This is a genomic window from Bradyrhizobium sp. GCM10028915 (assembly GCF_042666195.1).
Taxonomy (GTDB): Bacteria; Pseudomonadota; Alphaproteobacteria; order Rhizobiales; family Xanthobacteraceae; genus Bradyrhizobium; species Bradyrhizobium canariense_D.
In genome coordinates, this window is record NZ_JBHTFN010000044.1 from 753,062 (window position 1) to 768,947 (window position 15,886).

Below are 15,886 nucleotides of genomic sequence, written 5' to 3' on the forward strand. Positions count from 1 at the left end.
GACCGCCGGTTCCTTAAGGCAAGCCAATTCCAACCACGAGCTTCGATTTGTCGTCCCAGCCTTCGGTTTTCCAGCCCTCGGTTTCCATCGTCGTTCCCGTGCGCAACGAAGCCGACAACATCGTGCCGCTGATCGAGGAGATCGGCGCGGCGCTCGACGGCCGCTGGGCCTATGAGATCATCTACGTCAACGACGGTTCGACCGACGCGACCGGCGAACGGCTTGGCGCCGTCATGAAGCAGCGGGACAATCTGCGCCAGCTGCGCCACGCCAAATCAGGCGGCCAATCCGCGGCCGTGCGCAGCGGCGTACGTGCGGCACGCGGCGCGATCGTGGCGACGCTCGACGGCGACGGCCAGAACAATCCGGCCTTCCTGCCGGACTTGATTTCGGCTGTCGAGAACGGAAGCAAGGTCGGACTTGCGGCTGGACAACGCGTCGGCCGCAAGGATACCGGCTTCAAGAAATTCCAGTCACGTGTCGCCAACGGCGTCCGCAACGCGATCCTGAAGGACGGTACGCGCGACACCGGCTGCGGCCTGAAGGCGTTCCGGCGCGAGGTGTTCCTGATGATGCCCTATTTCGACGGGCTGCACCGCTTCCTGCCGGCGCTGGTGCGCCGCGAGGGTTACGAGATCGCCTATGTCGACGTGATCGACCGTCCGCGCCGCTCCGGCGTGTCAAACTACGGTTTCTTCGACCGGCTGTGGATCGGGATCATGGATCTCGTGGGCGTCTGGTGGCTGATCCGCCGCAAGAAGCCGACGCCGGATGTGACTGAGGTGACGGCATGATCATCCAATACGGTCAGGCGCTGAGCAATTATTTCTACGATGTCTTCGTGGCCAAGTTCGACTTCTGGCTCGCGTTCGGCCTCGTCGCGCAGCTGTTCTTCACGGCACGCTTCCTGGTGCAGTGGATCGCGAGCGAGCGCGCCGGCAACAGCGTGGTGCCGATGGCGTTCTGGTTCTGCTCGATGGGCGGCGGGCTGATGACGCTGGTCTATGGCGTCGTCAAGCGCGAGCCTGTCATCATCCTCGGCCAGGCGCTCGCGACCATCATCTATATCCGTAACATCATGTTGATTGTGAAGAACCGCGGCCGCGCGTCAAAGACGCTGGAGCGCTGATCCAGGCTAGCGCGGCAACGCGGACGCCGCGCCCGGCGCGGGCAGGGCGGCGGTCTCCGCTTCGTGCCTGCGATGGGGCTCCCCGGCCGCGTCGAGCACGGGATAGGCGACCGAGCAGATATGCGAGTGGATGCGGCGCAGGTCCCGCAGCACGTCGAGATGCAGCGACGTGGTTTCGATTGTCTCGGGGCGGCCCTCGCGCAGGCGGTCGAGGTGGCGCTCGACGGCGGCAAGCTCGGTATTGCGCAGCGCAGTCTTCTCCACCAGCAGCTTGCGCGCCTCGTTGGCGTCGCCCGACATGAAGACGCCGAAGGCGATGCGCAGCGAATCCATCGTGCGCTTGTGGAAGGCGGCGAGCTCCTCGGCGCCCTCGGGCGAGAACTGGAAGCGACGCTTGATCTTCTTGGTCGCGAGCTCGCTCAGGCTCTTGTCGATGATATCGCCGATATGTTCCAGATTGATGGCGAAGGAGATGATCTCCATCGCGCGCCGGCCCTCGCTCTCGTCGAGGCTGCCGCGCATGAGTTTAGTCACGTAGAGCTTGATGGCTTCGTCGAGGCCGTCGACGATGTTGTCCATCTTCGAGACCTGGTCGACCAGCGCACGGTCGCCGCTCATCATCGCCGCCATCACCTTGCGCAGCATGATCTCGACGAGATCGCCCATGCGCAGGGTTTCGCGGCCGGCATCGGCCAGCGCCAGCGACGGCGACTCCAGCGCGGTTTCGTCGAGATAGCGCGGCCGGGCCGGATCGGCCTCCTGAACACGATCGGGCAGGAGCCGGGTCAACAGGCGCGACACGGTATCGAGCAGGCCGATGAAGATGATGGCCGTGCCGACGTTGAAGGCGATATGAAACGCCGCCGTCATCCTGGCGAGATCGGGCTGCCAGGCGTGCATGTGCTCGGCGATCGGGCCCAGGAAGGGCAGGACCAAGGCGATCCCGATCACGCGGTTGACGAGATTGCCCACCGGCAGGCGATAACTGGCGGGATCGTCACGCTTGGCGCCTTCGAATACGGGATTGATGGCGCTGCCGAGATTGGCGCCAAGCACCAGTGCGAGCGCCGCGTAAGGCGAGATGAACTGCGAATAGGCGAGCGACATGATCAGCAGCACGCTGGCGACGCTCGAATGCACCGCCCAGGTGACGAGCGCCGCGATCACGATGCACAGAACGGGATCGCCCGTGATGGAGGACATCACGATGCGGACGCCCGGCGCGTTCTCGGCCGGCGCCAGCGTGTCGAGCAGGATGTGCAGCGACAGCAGCATCAGCCCGAGGCCGATCAAGACACGGCCAACGTCCTTGATCCGTGAGCGTGGACCCACGCGGAAGGCGACCAGTCCGAGCACGAACAGGACCGGCGCGACGGCGGCGATGTTGAACGACAGCACCTGCACGATCAACGTCGTGCCGACATTGGCGCCGAGCATGATGGCGAGCGCGGTGACCAGGCTGAGCAAGCCCTCGGCTGCGAACGAACTCGTGAGCAGCGCGGTCGCGGTGCTGCTCTGGAGCAGGGCAGTAAGGCCGAGACCGGCGGCGAACGCGTTGAAGCGGTTACCAAGCGCCTTGCCGAGGAGCCGTCGCAAGTCCGGGCCAAAGGCGCGCAGAATCCCGCTGTGGACCATGTGCAGGCCCCACAGCAACAGCGCCACGCCGCCCATCAGATCGAGCAGTACCAACGTTCCCATGCTCCGTGTCCGGATTGGAGTCGATTGGTGAGGCTAGCGCCAAATGCTTGAGGTTCAAACCATTTGTTGGCGCGTCGGCGTTAACGTTTGCGGCTTCTGCACGTTCCCACGGCGTGATGCCTTGTGAGCAGGCTCACATTGCTGCCTTGAGGGCAGCGAAGCCGCGATCGAGGTCGGCCTTGAGGTCGTCGACGCTTTCGAGCCCGATATGCAGACGCAGCGTCGGGCCGCCCGGCGACCATGTCGTGGCGGTGCGATAGGCGTCGCAATCGAAGGGAATCGCCAAGCTCTCGAAGCCGCCCCAGGAAAAGCCCATGCCGAACAGTTTGAGCGTATCGAGCATGGTGTCGACCGCCTTCTGCGGCGCCGGCTTCAAGACGATGCTGAACAGGCCCGAAGCGCCGGTGAAGTCGCGCTTCCAGATCGCATGACCCGGATCGGTCTCGAGCCCCGGATGCAGCACGCGCGCGACCTCGGGACGGCTCGCAAGCCAGCGCGCCATGTCGAGCCCGGAGCGATGATGCTGCGCCAGCCGCACCGACAGCGTACGCAGGCCGCGCAGTGCCAGGAAGACGTCATCGGGACCGGCACAGACGCCGAGCAGGCGGATGCCTTCGGCGATCTGCGGCCATGCCCTGGCATTGGCCGAGATGGTGCCGAACATGATGTCGGAATGACCGCCGATATATTTGGTGGCGGCCTGCATGCTGATGTCGACGCCCTGTTCGAGCGAGCGGTGATAGAGCGGCGTCGCCCAGGTGTTGTCGTCGATGACGATCGCGCCGCGGGCATGCGCGACCTCGGCGATGGCGCGGATGTCTGGCATCTCGAACGACTGCGAGCCTGGCGCCTCGACCAGCACAGCGCTTGTGTTGGGCCTGAACAGCTTGTCGATGCCGGCGCCGATCATCGGATCGAAATAGGTGGTCTCGACGCCGTAGCGGGTGAGCATGCCGTTGCAGAAATTGCGCGAGGGCCGATAGACGTTATCGCAGACCAGGATGTGGTCGCCGGCCTTCAGCACCGAGAGCAGGGTGGTCGAGATCGCCGACAGACCCGACGGCACGATGCCGACGCCGGCGCATTGCGGCCCCTCTAGCGTCATCAGCGTCTCCTGGAACGCCTTGGTGGTGGGGGAACCATGGCGGCCATAGGTGAACTCGCCGCGATGGGCGTGCAGGTCCTCGGCGGTCGGATAGAGCACGGTCGAGCCGTGGAACACCGGAGGATTGACAAACCCCTTCTGCGCCTTGGTGTCGCGGCCGGAGGTGACCAGCCGGGTCTCGGCGTGCTGTTCGGAGGGGGGTGAGGAATCCATGCGTCTGCTTTCAAAAGCGCGTTTCCACCAGGCACGCTGCGCCCGCGGGCTGGCCGAAAGGCCGCTGTCGTTAATAACAGAACACAGAAGAGTCCCGTCAACCCCTTGACCCGGCAGGCCAGTCGTTCTGTTATCGCAGGTGCTATTCAGTCGCCGCATGTTGAGGGGCCTGCCGCGACCTTCGATCCATCGCCTGACCGGACCAAGCGCCACAGCCGTAACGGCGGGCGCCTGTCGGCGGGGATTAAGGCAGGGCCTCCCGGGATCGGCGGGTGATCGGCAAGGATTTCCAGCATGACTCTTGCAGGGCTGGTCTTGAGACGGCTAGCCCTGGCAGAGGCGATCGCAAAGACAACGTTCCTGACCTTGAGACGACTTTGAAAGGCCCAAAGCCCATGAAACGCGTAACCCTGGCTCTCTCTCTCGCCCTCGCCGCCGGCCTGTCTGCCCAAGCCGCCGATGCGCAAACGCTCAAGACCGTCAAGGACCGGGGCATGCTGTCCTGCGGTGTCAGTCAGGGTCTGCCCGGCTTCTCCTCGCCGGACGACAAGGGCAACTGGACCGGGCTTGATGTCGACGTCTGCCGCGCGATCGCCGGGGCGATCTTCAACGATCCGACCAAGGTCAAATACGTGCCGCTCTCCGCCAAGGACCGTTTCACGGCGCTGCAATCCGGCGAAGTCGACGTGCTGTCGCGCAACACCACCTGGACCATTTCGCGCGACACCTCGCTCGGCGCCAACTTCACCGGCGTGACCTATTATGACGGGCAGGGCTTCATGGTGAAGAAGTCGCTCAAGGTGAACTCGGCGCTCGAGCTCAACAGCGCGTCGGTCTGCGTCCAGACCGGCACCACGACCGAGCAGAATCTCGCCGACTACTTCAAGGCCAACAACATGAAGTACGAGGTGATCGCGTTCGGCACCAACGACGAAACGGTCAAGGCCTACGAGGCCGGGCGCTGCGACGTCTTCACCACCGACCAGTCGGGCCTGTACGCCAACCGCCTGAAGCTTGCCAATCCCGGCGATCACATGGTGCTCCCGGAAATCATCTCGAAGGAGCCGCTCGGTCCGATGGTGCGCCACGGCGACGACCAATGGTTCGACATCGTGAAATGGACGCTGTTTGCCATGATCACCGCCGAAGAGCTCGGCGTGACCGCGAAAAACGTCGACGAAAAGGCGAAAGGGGAAAATCCTGAACTGAAGCGCGTTCTGGGTACCGATGGCAATTTCGGTGAACAGCTCGGCCTAAGCAAGGATTGGGTGGTGCGCATCGTGAAGGCCGTCGGCAATTACGGCGAAGTGTTCGACCGCAATGTCGGCGCAGGCTCGCCGCTCGGTATCAATCGGGGTCTCAACAATCTCTGGAACAAGGGCGGTCTCCAATACGCCCCGCCGATCCGCTGATCCCGCCTGACCCGCGCTCGCGGCGATGAGCATCGAGGCTCGCAAACCCCCGCCCCAGATCGCGCTGAAGATCAGGCGCGTGCTGGGGGGCAAGACGGGCTGGAACGGCATCGCCGTCCAGTTTGCCTTCGCTGCGATCCTGGGCTGGATTGCCTATGAAATCGTCTCCAACGCCCGCGCCAACCTCGAGAACCAGCATATTGCCGCCGGCTTCGGCTTCCTCGCGAACAACGCCGGTTTCGACGTCAATCAGACGCTGATCTCGTATACCGGCTCGGACACGTTCCTGCGCGTATTCCTGGTCGGGCTCCTCAACACGCTCGTGGTCTCGGTGGTGGGCATTGTGTTCGCCACCTTGATCGGCTTCATCGTCGCGCTGTGCCGGCTGTCGCCCAACTGGCTGCTCGCGCGCATTGGCGAAATTTATGTCGAGATCATCCGCAACTTGCCGCTGCTATTCCAGATCCTGTTCTGGTACCTGGCGGTGCTCGCGGCCTTGCCCAATCCACGACAGAGCATTTCGCTGCTCGGCATAGCTTTCGTCAGCAATCGCGGTCTCGTCATTCCCCGCCCGATCGGCGAGAGCGGCTTCGAGGCGTTTCTGGCGGTGCTGGCCCTCGGCATTGTGGCTTCGGTGGCGTTGCGCATCCATGCGCGCCGGGCGCTGTTCGAGCGGGGTCAGGTGATCCGGATCTGGCCCTATATGCTGGGCCTGCTGTTCGGACTGCCGCTCGTCACCATGCTGGTAGCGGGTCTGCCCTTCAGCTTCGAGCTGCCGCAGCTCAAGGGTTTCAATTTCGCCGGTGGCTCGCGGATCATCCCGGAGTTCGTGGCGCTCACGTTGGCCTTGTCGACCTATACGGCCGCCTTCATTGCCGAGATCGTGCGCGCGGGCATCCTCTCCGTCCACAGCGGACAGATGGAGGCGGGATCGTCGCTGGGCCTGAGCCGCGGCACCACGCTGCGCTTGGTCGTCGTGCCGCAGGCGATGCGCGTCATCGTTCCGCCGCTGACCAACCAGTACCTCAATCTCACCAAGAATTCGTCGCTGGCCGTCGCGATCGGCTATCCCGACCTCGTCTCCGTGTTCGCCGGCACGTCGCTGAGCCAGACCGGGCAGGCCATCGAGATCATCGCCATGACGATGGGCGTGTATCTCCTGATCTCGCTGATCACCAGCGCCGTCATGAGCGTCTACGGTTGGCGCGTCAGCCGGAGTCTCGGCGCATGAGCGATATCACCTCGTCCAGTTTCGTTCGCCGGGATCTTCTGGATGAGCGTCCCGCGCCGGTGAAGACCACGGGCTTCGTCGGCCTGGTGCGGACGCGCCTGTTCAACTCGCCGACCAACATCCTGCTCACGATCGTCGGCGCCTTGCTGCTCTGGTTCACCATCATTCCTTCCGTCAAATTCCTGATGGTCGATGCAGTCTGGACCGGCAAGGATCGCACGGCCTGCCTCGCCGAGAACGCCGGCTTTACGGTCGGCGCCTGCTGGCCCTACATCCAGGCCAAGCTGCCGCAACTGATCTACGGCTTCTACCCCGAAGCCGAACGCTGGCGGGTCAACCTCACGCTCGTGTTGTCAGTAGTCCTGTTGGTGCCGTTGCTCATTCCGCGACTGCCGTCGAAAGGATTGAACGCTGGCCTGTTCTTCCTTGCGTTTCCGGTGGTCGCATTCTTTCTGCTGCATGGCGGCGGCATCAAGGGATTTGGCCTGAGCTGGACCGCTGACCTGCTGCAATTGTTCGACGACAGCATCATCGGCGCTGGGCAGGCTCTGCTCGGTCTCGGCAAGACCTCCTCTGCCGCACCGCTGTTGTGGGTCGTCGGCAATGTCATCGTGCTCGTGGGTACCGCGATCTACTGGCTGATCTTTCCGCTGACCTGGCTGCGTGACCAGTTGCAGGGGACAGGCCAGTCGGTCTGGGCCGATTTCGCCATCACTGCCGCGATCGTCTCACTGATCGCCTTCGTTCTCGGCGGCGGCCTCCGCACCGGGGGGCGGGCCCTCACATCCAGCATCGTCACCTTCGCCGCCATCGCAATCGTGATCAAGCTGATGGGGCTTGATCACGGCGGACTGCCGATCGTGCAGACGAACCTGTGGGGCGGACTTCTGGTGACGCTGGTGGTCTCCGTCACCGGCATCGTCACCTCGCTGCCGATCGGCATTGCGCTGGCGCTTGGCCGCCGCTCGACCATTCCGTTGATCCGGATCTTCTCGATCGCCTTCATCGAGTTCTGGCGCGGCGTGCCGCTGATCACCGTGCTGTTCTTTGCCACCTACATGCTGCCGCTGTTTCTGCCGGGCAATTTCACGGTCGATGGTCTCGTGCGTGCGCTGATTGGAATCTCTCTGTTCACGGGCGCCTATCAGGCCGAGAACGTCCGCGGCGGGCTGGCTGCGATCCCGCGCGGGCAGGGCGAGGCGGCCGCGGCATTGGGGCTGTCCTGGTGGAAGACGACCTCGCTGATCGTGCTGCCGCAGGCGCTACGCCACGTCATTCCGAACCTCGTCAACAGCTTCATCTCGCTGTTCAAGGACACTTCGCTGGTCTCGATCGTGGCGCTGTTCGATCTCCTCGGCTCGCTGCGGGCGTCGTTCTCGGATCCGAAATGGTCGTCGCCATCGACCGCTTTCACAGGGTTCGCCTTCGCCGGGATCATCTACTTCATCTTCTGCTTTGGAATGTCACGCTACTCGCTCTTCGTTGAGCACCGCCTCAACGCTCACCGCCGCAACTGATCGAGGTCACCATGTCCGACCCCATCGTCAAGATTTCCGGCCTGAACAAATGGTACGGCGAGTTTCACGTGCTGCGCGACATCGACCTTACGGTCGAGAAGGGCGAGCGCATCGTGATCTGCGGCCCCTCCGGCTCGGGCAAGTCGACGCTGATCCGCTGTATCAACGCGCTCGAGGAGTTTCAGGAAGGCGAGATCGTCGTTGACGGCATCGAGCTCGGGCCGAACCTCAAGCACGTCGATGCGGTGCGGCGCGAAGTCGGCATGGTGTTCCAGAGCTTCAACCTGTTTCCGCACCTGTCCGTGCTGGACAATTGCACGCTGGCGCCGATCTGGGTGCGCAACATCCCCAAGAAGGACGCCGAGGCTGCGGCGATGAAGTTTCTGGAGCGGGTCAAGATCCCGCACCAGGCCAACAAGTTTCCGGGACAGATGTCCGGCGGTCAGCAGCAGCGCGTCGCGATCGCCCGCGCGCTGACGATGAACCCGAAGGTGATGCTGTTCGACGAGCCGACCTCGGCGCTCGACCCCGAAATGGTCAAGGAGGTGCTGGACACCATGGTCGACCTTGCCGAGGAGGGCATGACCATGCTGGTGGTCACCCACGAGATGGGCTTTGCCCGCGAGGTCGCCAACCGCGTGGTGTTCATGGACGCGGGCCAGATCATCGAAGCCAACACGCCCAACGAGTTCTTCGCGGCCCCACAGCACGCCCGAACAAAACTGTTCCTGAGCCAGATCCTGCGCTGAGCACCTGCAATCCGGTGGCGTCGCGGGTCTAACCGGCCCGCCAGCTTGGCACCATGCGAATCGGCCAAGCTCTTTTCGGGCCATCCTCCGGAGAGAGACTTTGCAGAGCAGCGCCGGCGCGCGCGCATTCCAGAACGCGCGATTGCAAAAGAAATTGAAGAAGCAGGCGGACGCACTCATGTCCGCCGCGGTTCAGGCACTCGGCCAGGGCAGATACGCGGAGGTCGAGACACTCTGCCGCCGGATTTTGACGGAGGTTCCGGATCATTTCGACGCCGCGCACTTGCTCGGTCTGCGCGCGTATGATGGCGGGCGGCTCGATGAGGCGCAACAACTGCTCGAGCGCGCGACCGTGCTCGATCCGCGTTCGCCCGATGCCCATGGTAATCTCGGGGCGGTGTATTTCACCCTCCAGAAGTTTCAGGAGGCTCGCGCATGCCAGGAGAAGGCCGTTGCGCTGAAGCCGAATTCTCCGATCGCCTTGACCAATCTCGGCAATACGCTGCTGCACATGGGCCTCGCCGAGCAGGCTATCGAGCTGCACGATCGCGCTATCAGGCTGAAGCCGGACTATGCCGATGCATTTTGCAATCGGGGCATGGCGGAGCTGATCGAAGGCCAGTCCCAGCGCGCCAAGGAGAGTTTCGATCGCGCCCTCGCGTTTCAACCGCGTCACGCGGAAGCGATCGCAGGCAGGGGCATGGTATGCATCGAGCTCCGGCACTACGAAGAGGCGGCCGCGGCGATCGCGGCAGGGCTCGCGATCAAGCCGGATTCGCCGAAGATTCTGGCGCAGCGCGGACGGCTCAATCTCGATCTGTTGCGGCTGGAGCAGGCGCTCGCGGACTTTGATGCGGCGCTGGCGCTTTCGCCGAGGCTCGAAGTGGCCTTGCAGGGAAAGGCGCAAGTCAACCTTGTCAAGGGCAACACGGCCGAGGCGATTGCGGCCGTCGAGACCTTGCTGGAGGAAAATCCGCGGTCCGACATCGGAATTGCGCTCCTTGCTTCCTGCTATGCGAGCCAGAGAGACATCGCGACGGCGCTCGAACATCTCGACGCCGGGCTGGCAATGGCGCCTGATTATGCGGACTTGATCGGGCGCAAGATATTCTTCCTGGACTATCTCCCGGAGGCCGATTTTTCGGTTCAGCAGGCTGCGCGAAAACAATGGTGGGACGCGATCGGCGCCAAATTGGCGCAAAGGGCGTTGGCGCCCCGCACGCTTGATCCGGACAAGCGGATTTTGATCGGATATGTCGCTTCCGAATTCAGGAACCACTCGGCAGCGTTCGCTCTGTTGCCGGTGCTGCGCCATCATGATCACGCCAGGTTCGAGATCGTCTGCTATTCGTGCTCGCCGGTAAGAGATGAGATGACCGCCGCATTTAGGTCCTCGGCGGATGTCTGGGTCGACGCCTGGCAGATGTCGGATGACGAGTTGGCCGATCGCATCCAGGCCGACAAGGTCGATATCCTGATCGACGTATCCGGGCACACGACCGGCAACAGGCTCCATGTCTTCGCCCGCAAGCCGGCCCCGATCCAGGTCTCCGGGTTTGGTCACGCCACGGGCACGGGCCTTCAGACCATGGACTACGTGCTCGCGGATCCGGTCTTCATTCCGCAATCGGCGCGCCATCTGCTGGCTGAAAAGGTCTACGACCTGCCGTGCCTGATCACGATCGATCCCATTTTGGATCTACCTGCATCGGAGCCGCCCATGCTCCGCAACGGCCATGTCACCTTCGGCGTGTTCAACCGCATCTACAAGATCTCAGACGAGGCCGTCCGCGTGTGGTCGAAAGTGATGCGCGAGGTGACGGGTTCGAAGATCATCATCAAGCATACTCTGCTTGACGATCCCATGTTGCGCGACAATCTGGTCGCGCGGTTCGTGGCACAGGGCGTTGCCGAGGAGAATGTCACCTGCCTGGGCTCGTCGCCGCGCCCCGAGCACCTGCGGGCGTTTGCGAACGTCGACATATCGCTCGACACGTTCCCGCAAAATGGCGGCGTCAGCACCTGGGAATCGCTCTATGCGGGCGTTCCGGTCGTGGCCAAGCTTGGCAACGGCGCCTCGTCGCGTGCCGGTGGTTCGATCGTGGCTGCGGTCGGTCTCGACGACTGGGTCGCCGAGGACGACGAGGGCTATGCCGCGATCGCCTGCAAATATGCGGCGCAGCCGGCGTATCTGGCGAGGTTGCGCAGCGACTTGCCGGCCCGGATCGCAGCGTCTCCCGCCGGCAATGTCGAAATCTACACGCGCAAGGTCGAAGCGGGCTATCGCCAGTTCTGGCGCGACTATTGTGCCGCGGCTGTCGAAGGCAGCGAGGTTGCGTAGGGGACCGGCAGCGCCGGGCCGCTGAGCCCCGGGAAATCCCGGGGGTGTCACCGTGCCAGCTGACCGGCAGGTCGGGCTTGCGAATCAGTTAGACTCTGCCCCGGGCCATCTTCCGGAGAGACACCTTGCAGAGCAGCGGCGGCGCGCGCGCATTCCAGAACGCGCGATTGCAGAAGAAATTGATGAAGCAGGCGGACGCCGTCCTCTCCGCCGCGGCTACCGCCTATGGCCAGGGCCGATATGCTGAGACTGAAGCACTCTGCCGGGAGATCCTTAAAGCGCTGCCCGATCATGTCGACGCTCTGCACCTGCTCGGCATGTGCGCGCATGACGGCCGGCGCCTGGAGGAGGCGCAACAGCTGCTCAAGCGCGTGATTGTGCTCGATCCGCGCCTGCACGATGCCCATAACAACCTCGCGACCGTGCATTTCGATCTCGGCAATTACGAGGAGGCGCGGCGGTGCCAGGAGAGGGCCATCGCGCTAAAGCCGAATTTTGCGGTCGCGCTGACCAACCTCGGCAACACGCTGATGCATCTGGGGCAGTACGAACAGGCGCTCGAGCTGCATGAGCGCGCCATCAAGATCAAGCCGGATTATGCCGACGCGTTCTGCAATCGCGGTATGGTCGAGATTGTGCTTGGACAGATCATGCGCGCCAAGGAAAGCTTCGACCGCGCCCTGCTGTTTCAGCCCCGTCACGCCGAGGCTATCGTCGGCAGCGGCATGGTCAGCATGGAGCTGCGGCACCACGACGAGGCGGCCGCCAAATTTGCCATGGCGCTGGCGATCAAGCCCGGCTCGCCGAGGATCGTGGCCCAACGCGGGCGGCTCAGTTACGAGTTGCAGCGCCTGGAGCCCGCGCTTGCGGATTTCGAGGCGGCGCTTGCGATCTCGCCCAAGCTCGAGCTGGCGCTACGCGGCAAGGCCCAGGCCTGCCTCGTCATGGGAAAGACTGCGCAGGCGATGGCAGCCGCAACGGCCCTGATCGAGCAAAATCCGCGCTCCGAGGTGGGGCTGGCGCTGATGGGCTTCTCTTATTCGAACCAGGGGGACATGGACGCAGCGATCGAGTATCTCGATCGCGCGCTGGCAGTCCGGCCGGACTATGGGGATGCGATCAGAGGAAAGATCTTCCTGGAGGACTACCGCGCCGAGGCCGATTTCGTGGTCCAGCAGGCGGTGCGAAAATCCTGGTGGGACCAGATCGGCTCCAAGCAGCCGCGAAGGGAGTTGCCGAAGCGGCCGCTGGACCCGGAAAAGCGGATCGTGGTCGGCTATGTCGCTGCCGAATTCCGGCAGCACTCCGCGGGGCTCACGCTGCTGCCAGTGCTGCGCCATCATGATCACACTAAATTTGAAATCATCTGCTACTACTCATGGCCGGGCGCGGACGAGTACACCGCCATGTTCAAATCATTGGCCGACGTCTGGGTCGATGCCTGGGGGCTTTCGGACGACGAACTCGCCGATCGTATCCAGGCCGACAATGTCGACATCCTGATCGACGTTTCGGGCCACACGACCGGTAACAGGCTGCAGTGTTTTGCGCGTAAGCCGGCCCCGATCCAGGCCACTGGCTTCGGACACGCGACGGGCACAGGCATGCCGATTATGGACTACGTGCTCGCGGATCCCATTTTCATTCCGCCGTCGGTTCGGCATCTGTTTGCCGAGAAAATCTACGATCTGCCGTGTCTGATCACCATGGAGCCTGTCTCGGATCTGGCGCCTTCGGAGCTGCCGATGCTCCGCAACGGCTACGTCACCTTTGGCGTGTTCAACCGCATCTACAAAATATCGGATGATGCGATCCGTGTGTGGTCGCGCATCATGCGGGAGTTGCCGGGATCGAAGATGGTCCTCAAGCATGGTCTGCTCGATGATCCCCTGCTGCGCGATAGTCTGGTCGCGCGTTTCCTCGCGCAGGGCGTTGTCGAGGAGAACATCACCTGCCTCGGCACCACCTCGCGCGACGACCATCTGGCGGCTTTCGCCCAGGTCGATATGTCCCTCGACACGTTCCCGCAAAATGGCGGCATCAGCACCTGGGAATCTCTCTACAAGGGCGTTCCCGTCGTGGCCAAGCTCGGCATCGGGGCCTCCTCGCGTGCCGGCGCCTCTATCGTGACTGCCGTCGGCCTCGGCGACTGGGTGGCCGAAGATGACAATGGCTATGTCGAGATTGCTCGCAGGTTTGCGTCACAGCCCGATTATCTGGCGAAATTGCGCACGGAATTGCCGGCCCGGATCGCGGCTTCGCCCGCCGGCAATGTCGAGACCTACACGCGGGAGCTCGAGGCGGGTTACCGAAAGTTCTGGCGCGACTATTGTGCCGCCGCCGCGGATAACGCTGACGTTGCGTAGGCGAGGCCCGGGTTGGGCACCGGCATCTTCCGGGGGATTGCCGGGCCGCCTAAACCGGCGGCTCTGGCCGCGAATCAGCTAGAATCGTCTCGGGCATCCTCCGGAGAGAATCCTTGCAGAGCAGCGGCGCCGGCGCGCGCGCGTTCCAGAACGCGCGATTGCAGAAGAAATTGAAGAAGCAGGCGGACGCGATCATTTCGACCGCGAATGCGGCCTATGGCCAGGGCCGGTATGCGGAGACCGAGGCGCTCTGCCGCCAGATCCTGAATGAACTTCCGGAGCATTTCGGCGCCTTGCACCTGCTTGGCTTGGGCGCGTTCGCGAGCCGACACTTCGAGGCAGCGAAACAGGCCCTCAAATATGCCGTGACGGTCGACCCACGCTCGGCACAGGCTTTTTCCGATTTGGGAGCCACGCATTTCGCACTTGGGGAATATGAGGACGCGCGTACGTCCCTGGAGAGAGCCATCGCGTTGAAGCCCAGCTTCCCGATGGCCTTGGCCAATCTCGGCAATACCTTGTTGCATCTAAACCGCGTCGAGCAGGCTATCGAACTGTACGATCGCGCGATCGGGCTGAAGCCCGATCATGCCGATGCGCTTTGCAATCGCGGCCTGGCAGAGCTCGCGCTGCGCCAGCTTGATCGCGCCAAACAGAGCTTCGAGCGCGCACTGTTGTTTCAGCCGCGAAACGTCGAGGCGCTCGTCGGCAAAGGTTTGGTCAATATCGAGCTCAAAAACTTCGACGAGGCCAAAGGCGCGCTGGAGGCGGCGCTCGCGATCAGGCCAGGCTCGGCGAAAATCCTGGCGAACCGTGGACGGCTCAATCTTGAGACGTCGAGGTTGGAACAGGCGGCGGCGGATTTCGACGCGGCCCTTGCGCTTGCGCCCAAGCTCGAGGTGGCCTTGCAGGGGAAGGCACAAGTCGCGCTCGCCATGGGAAACACGGCGCAAGCGATTTTAGCCTGCACCATGTTGCTGGAGGAATATCCACGCTCAGCGATCGCGATGGTGCTGCTGAGCGCTTGTTTTGCAAATCAGGGAGAGATCGCGTCGGCGATCGAGCTTCTCGATGCGGCGCTGGCCATTGTGCCGGATGCATCCTTGATCGGCCGGAAGATCTTCTTCCTCGACTATCTCTCCGAGGCCGATTTCGCGGTTCAGCAGGCCGCACGAAAGCAGTGGTGGGACGCGATCGGCTCGAAGTTGCCGCGAAGGACTCTTGCCCCCCGGCAGCTTGATCCCGACAGGCGGATCGTGGTCGGCTATGTTGCTGCCGAGTTTTGGCATCACTCGGCGGCGTTCGCTCTGTTGCCGGTGCTGCGCCATCATGATCACGCCAGGTTTGAGATCGTCTGCTATTCGTGCTCGCCGGTAAGAGATGAGATGACCGCCGCATTTAGGTCCTCGGCGGATGTCTGGGTCGACGCCTGGCAGATGTCGGATGACGAGTTGGCCGATCGCATCCAGGCCGACAAGGTCGATATCCTGATCGACGTATCCGGGCACACGACCGGCAACAGGCTCCATGTCTTCGCCCGCAAGCCGGCCCCGATCCAAGTCTCCGGGTTTGGTCACGCCACGGGCACGGGCCTTCAGACCATGGACTACGTGCTCGCGGATCCGGTCTTCATTCCGCAATCGGCGCGCCATCTGCTGGCTGAAAAGGTCTACGACCTGCCGTGCCTGATCACGATCGATCCCATTTTGGATCTACCTGCATCGGAGCCGCCCATGCTCCGCAACGGCCATGTCACCTTCGGCGTGTTCAACCGCATCTACAAGATCTCAGACGAGGCCATCGAGGTGTGGTCGAAAGTGATGCGCGAGGTGACGGGTTCGAAGATCATCATCAAGCATACTCTGCTTGACGATCCCATACTGCGCGACAATTTGGTCGCGCGGTTCGTGGCACAGGGCGTTGCCGAGGAGAATGTCACCTGCCTGGGCTCGTCGCCGCGCCCCGAGCACCTGCGGGCGTTTGCGAACGTCGATATATCGCTCGATACATTCCCGCAAAACGGCGGCGTCAGCACCTGGGAATCGCTCTATGCGGGCGTTCCGGTCGTGGCCAAGCTTGGCAACGGCGCCTCGTCGCGTGCCGGTGGTTCGATCGTGGCTGCGGT

The 15,886-nt window shown here is 63.2% G+C and carries 11 protein-coding genes; 9 read left to right on the plus strand and 2 right to left on the minus strand.

Features of this window, described 5'->3' with window-relative positions:
* Positions 1-47: 47 nt before the first annotated feature.
* Positions 48-794 (plus strand): glycosyltransferase family 2 protein, encoded by a 747-nt coding sequence (locus tag ACFQX9_RS23795; protein ID WP_007610202.1) that lies wholly within the window; start codon positions 48-50, stop codon positions 792-794.
* Positions 791-1,129: a lipid-A-disaccharide synthase N-terminal domain-containing protein gene (locus ACFQX9_RS23800; protein WP_007591223.1), complete on the plus strand. Its 339-nt coding sequence runs from the start codon at positions 791-793 to the stop codon at positions 1,127-1,129. The genes ACFQX9_RS23795 and ACFQX9_RS23800 overlap by 4 nt, the downstream gene beginning before the upstream one ends.
* Positions 1,130-1,135: 6 nt before the next feature.
* Here the strand turns inward: ACFQX9_RS23800 and ACFQX9_RS23805 are convergent, their stop codons facing one another.
* Together ACFQX9_RS23805 and metC are read right to left on the minus strand one after the other, a co-directional pair.
* Positions 1,136-2,827 carry a Na/Pi cotransporter family protein gene (locus ACFQX9_RS23805; protein ID WP_018457786.1) on the minus strand — a complete coding sequence of 564 codons (1,692 nt, stop codon included), beginning with the start codon at positions 2,825-2,827 and terminating at the stop codon, positions 1,136-1,138.
* Positions 2,828-2,960: 133 nt separating this feature from the next.
* Entirely contained in the window at positions 2,961-4,145 is a 1,185-nt protein-coding gene (gene metC, locus ACFQX9_RS23810) for a cystathionine beta-lyase (protein ID WP_018457787.1), read from the minus strand.
* Positions 4,146-4,540: 395 nt separating this feature from the next.
* Between metC and ACFQX9_RS23815 the strand changes: the two genes are divergently transcribed.
* From ACFQX9_RS23815 to ACFQX9_RS23845, 7 genes are all read left to right on the plus strand, one after another.
* A complete protein-coding gene (locus ACFQX9_RS23815; RefSeq protein WP_085349835.1) occupies positions 4,541-5,557 on the plus strand; it encodes an amino acid ABC transporter substrate-binding protein in 1,017 nt (338 codons plus the stop codon).
* A gap of 25 nt (positions 5,558-5,582) precedes the next feature.
* Positions 5,583-6,788 carry an amino acid ABC transporter permease gene (locus tag ACFQX9_RS23820; RefSeq protein WP_085394800.1) on the plus strand — a complete coding sequence of 402 codons (1,206 nt, stop codon included), beginning with the start codon at positions 5,583-5,585 and terminating at the stop codon, positions 6,786-6,788.
* Positions 6,785-8,305, plus strand: a complete 1,521-nt coding sequence (locus ACFQX9_RS23825; protein ID WP_018457790.1) for an amino acid ABC transporter permease — start codon at positions 6,785-6,787, stop codon at positions 8,303-8,305. Before ACFQX9_RS23820 ends, ACFQX9_RS23825 begins: the two co-directional genes overlap by 4 nt.
* Positions 8,306-8,316: 11 nt before the next feature.
* Complete coding sequence (locus ACFQX9_RS23830) at positions 8,317-9,054, plus strand: amino acid ABC transporter ATP-binding protein (RefSeq protein WP_018457791.1); 738 nt, start codon at positions 8,317-8,319, stop codon at positions 9,052-9,054.
* Positions 9,055-9,154: 100 nt separating this feature from the next.
* Positions 9,155-11,395 carry a tetratricopeptide repeat protein gene (locus ACFQX9_RS23835; RefSeq protein ID WP_377790809.1) on the plus strand — a complete coding sequence of 747 codons (2,241 nt, stop codon included), beginning with the start codon at positions 9,155-9,157 and terminating at the stop codon, positions 11,393-11,395.
* A gap of 125 nt (positions 11,396-11,520) precedes the next feature.
* Positions 11,521-13,761 (plus strand): tetratricopeptide repeat protein, encoded by a 2,241-nt coding sequence (locus ACFQX9_RS23840; protein WP_162496619.1) that lies wholly within the window; start codon positions 11,521-11,523, stop codon positions 13,759-13,761.
* Between the two features lie 113 nt (positions 13,762-13,874).
* Positions 13,875-15,886, plus strand: a 2,012-nt coding sequence (locus ACFQX9_RS23845) for a tetratricopeptide repeat protein (protein WP_377790812.1), incomplete at its 3' end; no start/stop codon positions are given.

Excerpts from the sequence above, each read along its gene's own strand:
- ACFQX9_RS23800 (WP_007591223.1), top strand. The coding sequence starts at position 791 with ATGATCATCCAATACGGTCAGGCGCTGAGCAATTATTTCTACGATGTC.
- ACFQX9_RS23805 (WP_018457786.1), bottom strand. The coding sequence starts at position 2,827 with ATGGGAACGTTGGTACTGCTCGATCTGATGGGCGGCGTGGCGCTGTTG.
- metC (WP_018457787.1), bottom strand. The coding sequence starts at position 4,145 with ATGGATTCCTCACCCCCCTCCGAACAGCACGCCGAGACCCGGCTGGTC.
- ACFQX9_RS23815 (WP_085349835.1), top strand. The coding sequence starts at position 4,541 with ATGAAACGCGTAACCCTGGCTCTCTCTCTCGCCCTCGCCGCCGGCCTG.
- ACFQX9_RS23820 (WP_085394800.1), top strand. The coding sequence starts at position 5,583 with ATGAGCATCGAGGCTCGCAAACCCCCGCCCCAGATCGCGCTGAAGATC.
- ACFQX9_RS23825 (WP_018457790.1), top strand. The coding sequence starts at position 6,785 with ATGAGCGATATCACCTCGTCCAGTTTCGTTCGCCGGGATCTTCTGGAT.
- ACFQX9_RS23830 (WP_018457791.1), top strand. The coding sequence starts at position 8,317 with ATGTCCGACCCCATCGTCAAGATTTCCGGCCTGAACAAATGGTACGGC.